At 38.3% G+C, this 1007-nt stretch carries 1 pseudogene; it reads left to right on the top strand.

The annotated features are described in order from the left end of the window. A pseudogene (locus tag VB714_RS27240) lies at positions 1 to 1007 on the top strand (hypothetical protein); the annotation flags it as partial.

Here is a 1007-nt window from a genome sequence, read left to right as displayed (position 1 = left end):
ATCGGTGACGATATTTTGTCCTTTTCCCAATCGAGATGTAGGTAAAATTGCTTTAGTTGATGTACCGGGATTGGGAGATACAAGATTGGGAGACGAACAGTTAATTTTGGAAACATTAGGACAAGAAATCGATCTCGTTCTCTTTATTCGTCGTCCCGATGCGTTGCGTTTTGTTTGGGAAAAACGAGATACCGAGCTGTACAAAACTGCCAATCAAGCCTTAAATAATCTAGAAAATCGTTCTTTTTTAATTCTCAATCACGTTTGTGGAAGGAACAATAATCTGCAGGCTTGTGAAGCACTGAAAGCAACTCATCAAGCGAAACATCTCAAAACTGTTCGTTGTGAAATTATAGATTGTTCTAATGCGGAAGAAGCAAATGCAGTGCTGGATTCAATTCTCGATTATTTAGCAGCTAATATTAAAGCACTTGACGACCAATATGCCAGAACTTATCAAGATCGTCTCAATCAATTGCAACAGCAAATTAAAGCAGAGTTGGTAAAAGCACGACAAAATGAGAGTTCTGGAATGGCAATAGAATCCCTCGACGATAGCGATCGCTTTGACGCTTTATTCGATCGCCTCTGGACAAAATTAGCTCGCAGTCTTGAGGAATTGGTTTATGATTTTGATTGGGAACGACAAAATGAAGAAAACAACGATTTTCAACGACAAGTCGCGATAACAATTGAGAGTTGTAAAACCGATACAGGACTTCCTTTAACTCCAGAACAAGAGCCAGATATCGAACAAATTTTAGATATGCGAGGAAATTTTGGAGATTGGCCTTCCACTTATTCCTACTATCTTCACGGTATTCGTACCCATCTAACGCGAAAATTTGAATCAATGGATATGGGTTTACAGAAATATGTCGATCTCGCTAAATCTATTGTCACCGAGGTCTTAATTGAAACTGCAAATCTTGATAATTTACCCAATCTTTCTAAACTACAAGGAAATGAATTTCTCAAAAATGCGATCGACACTATTCCACCGCATT

The sequence above is a fragment of the Spirulina sp. 06S082 genome (assembly GCF_034932145.1).
GTDB lineage: Bacteria > Cyanobacteriota > Cyanobacteriia > Cyanobacteriales > Spirulinaceae > CCY15215.
The sequence above is the reverse complement of the archived record's forward strand: the minus strand, read 5'-3'. Positions and strand labels throughout refer to the sequence as shown.